General features: G+C 49.3%; 2 rRNA genes. Both read right to left on the reverse strand.

The features are described 5' to 3' along the window. Positions 1 to 66: ribosomal RNA gene (gene rrf / locus NG918_RS17215) — 5S ribosomal RNA — on the reverse strand; the annotation flags it as partial. Between the two features lie 58 nt (positions 67 to 124). Next, positions 125 to 3,035 (reverse strand): 23S ribosomal RNA (locus NG918_RS14955). Positions 3,036 to 3,047: the final 12 nt, after the last annotated feature.

Raw genomic sequence — 3,047 nt, forward strand, 5'->3', positions numbered from 1 at the left:
GCTATGGATCTTAACTTTCCTGTTCGGAATGTGTAAGAGTGTTACTTCCATGCCATCATCACCAGATTATTCTGAAAGATTATTCTTTCAAAATTACACATAAATTGTATATAACAATTATTTATTGGTCAAGCCCTCGACCTATTAGTATCAGTCAGCTAAATATGTTGCCTCACTTACACCTCTGACCTATCAACCTTGTAGTCTTCAAGGGGTCTTACTAGCTTACGCTATGGGAAATCTCATCTTGAAGGAGGCTTCACGCTTAGATGCTTTCAGCGTTTATCCCGTCCCGACTTAGCTACCCAGCTATGCTTCTGGCGAAACAACTGGTACACCATAGGTCGGTCCATCCCGGTCCTCTCGTACTAAGGACAGCTCTTCTCAAATTTCCTGCGCCCGCGACGGATAGGGACCGAACTGTCTCACGACGTTCTGAACCCAGCTCGCGTGCCGCTTTAATGGGCGAACAGCCCAACCCTTGGGACCTACTTCAGCCCCAGGATGCGACGAGCCGACATCGAGGTGCCAAACCTCCCCGTCGATGTGAACTCTTGGGGGAGATCAGCCTGTTATCCCCGAGGTAGCTTTTATCCGTTGAGCGATGGCCCTCCCACGAGGTACCACCGGATCACTAAGCCCGACTTTCGTCCCTGCTCGACTTGTAGGTCTCGCAGTCAGGCTCCCTTATGCCTTTGCACTCTACGAACGATTTCCGACCGTTCTGAGGGAACCTTTGGGCGCCTCCGTTACTTTTTAGGAGGCGACCGCCCCAGTCAAACTGCCCACCTAACAATGTCCTGTCACCAGATTCATGGCATCCAGTTAGAATTCCAGTACTATCAGGGTGGTATCCCAAGGATGACTCCATCAAAGCTGACGCTCTGATTTCCCAGTCTCCCACCTATCCTGTACAGACAATACCGAAATTCAATGCTAAGCTACAGTAAAGCTCTACGGGGTCTTTCCGTCCAATCGCGGGTAGCGAGCATCTTCACTCGCACTACAACTTCGCCGGATTTGCAGTTGAGACAGTGCACAAGTCATTACGCCATTCGTGCGGGTCAGAACTTACCTGACAAGGAATTTCGCTACCTTAGGACCGTTATAGTTACGGCCGCCGTTTACTGGGGCTTAAGTTCACACCTTCGCTTACGCTAAGTGTTCCCCTTAACCTTCCAGCACCGGGCAGGCGTCAGCCCCTATACATCAGCTTTCGCTTTAGCAGAGACCTGTGTTTTTGTTAAACAGTTGCTTGTGCCTATTCTCTGCGGCCTGCTCTCGCAGGCACCCCTTCTCCCGAAGTTACGGGGTCAATTTGCCTAGTTCCTTAACTGCAATTCTTCCGCCGGCCTTAGGATTCTCTCCTCACCTACCTGTGTCGGTTTGCGGTACGGGCACTATTTCTCTTTCTAGATGCTTTTCTTGGAAGCATGGAATCAGATACTTCGGTTCCTTAGAACCTTCCCCATCACGCCTCAGAATTGTTAGAACGGATTTGCCTATCCTAACTCCCTAAACGCTTAGACTAGCATCCAATAGCTAGCACATCCTATCCTTCTCCGTCACACCATCGATAATAACGATAATAGTGGTATCGGAATATCAACCGATTGTCCATCGCTTACGCCTTTCGGCCTCAGCTTAGGTCCCGACTAACCCTCAGCGGACGAACCTTCCTGAGGAAACCTTAGGTATTCGGCCTGTGGGATTCTCACCCACATCTCGCTACTAATGCCAACATTCTCACTCGTAATCAGTCCACCGCTCCTTACGGTACGACTTCAGCCCGATTACGACGCTCCTCTACCGCTCACACAAAAAGTGTGAACCCGTAGCTTCGGTGGTAAGTTTGAGCCCCGGACATTTTCGGCGCAGGATCTCTTGACTAGTGAGCTATTACGCACTCTTTTAATGAGTGGCTGCTTCTAAGCCAACATCCTAGTTGTCTTAGAAATCCCACATCCTTTTCCACTTAACTTACACTTTGGGACCTTAGCTGACGATCTGGGCTGTTTCCCTTTTGACTACGGAACTTATCTTTCGCAGTCTGACTGCCGGACTGATAGTATCTGGTATTCGGAGTTTGATAAGGTTCGGTAAGCGCTATGCCCCCTAGCCCATTCAGTGCTCTACCCCCAGTACTCACATTTTCCGACGCTAGCCCTAAAGCTATTTCGAGGAGAACCAGCTATATCCGAGTTCGATTGGAATTTCTCCGCTATCCACAGCTCATCCCATGCTTTTTCAACAGCAACGTGGTTCGGTCCTCCACGAGGTTTTACCCTCGCTTCAACCTGGCCATGGATAGGTCACCCGGTTTCGGGTCTACAGCATGCAACTAGTCGCCCTATTAAGACTCGGTTTCCCTTCGGCTCCGTACCTTAAGTACTTAACCTTGCTACATACCGTAACTCGTTGGCTCGTTCTACAAAAAGCACATCATCACACACATAAGGTGCTTTGATCGGTTGTAGGCACATGGTTTCAGGTTCTATTTCACTCCCCTCCCGGGGTTCTTTTCACCTTTCCCTCACGGTACTGCTTCACTATCGGTCATCAGGTAGTATTTAGCCTTGGGAGGTGGTCCTCCCTGCTTCCCACAAGGTTTCACGTGTCTCGTGGTACTCTGGATCAGAACTTGATAATTATAATTTTCACCTACAGGACTATTACCCCCTACGGTCCAACTTTCCAGTTGTGTTCGGTTAACCATAATTTCTCGTTAATGTTCTGTCCGCAACCCCAAAGATAAATCTTTGGTTTGGGCTCTTTCCCTTTCGCTCGCCGCTACTAAGAAAATCGATTTTTCTTTCTCTTCCTCCAGGTACTTAGATGTTTCAGTTCCCTGGGTTTACCTTCATAAAGCTATGTATTCACTTTACGATACAGGGGGTTTCCCATGTGACTTTCCTCATTCGTAACTATTCGTAGCGCTGACTATGTGCGTCTCCCCGATCCTTATCGCTGCTTATCGCGTCCTTCATCGGCTCCCCGAGCCACGGCACTCCCCATGCCCCCCTTCTTCCGCGCCCGCTTACTCTCAT

Source organism: Clostridium sp. ZBS2 (assembly GCF_023845855.1).
In the GTDB taxonomy this organism is placed as follows: Bacteria; Bacillota; Clostridia; order Clostridiales; family Clostridiaceae; genus Clostridium; species Clostridium aquiflavi.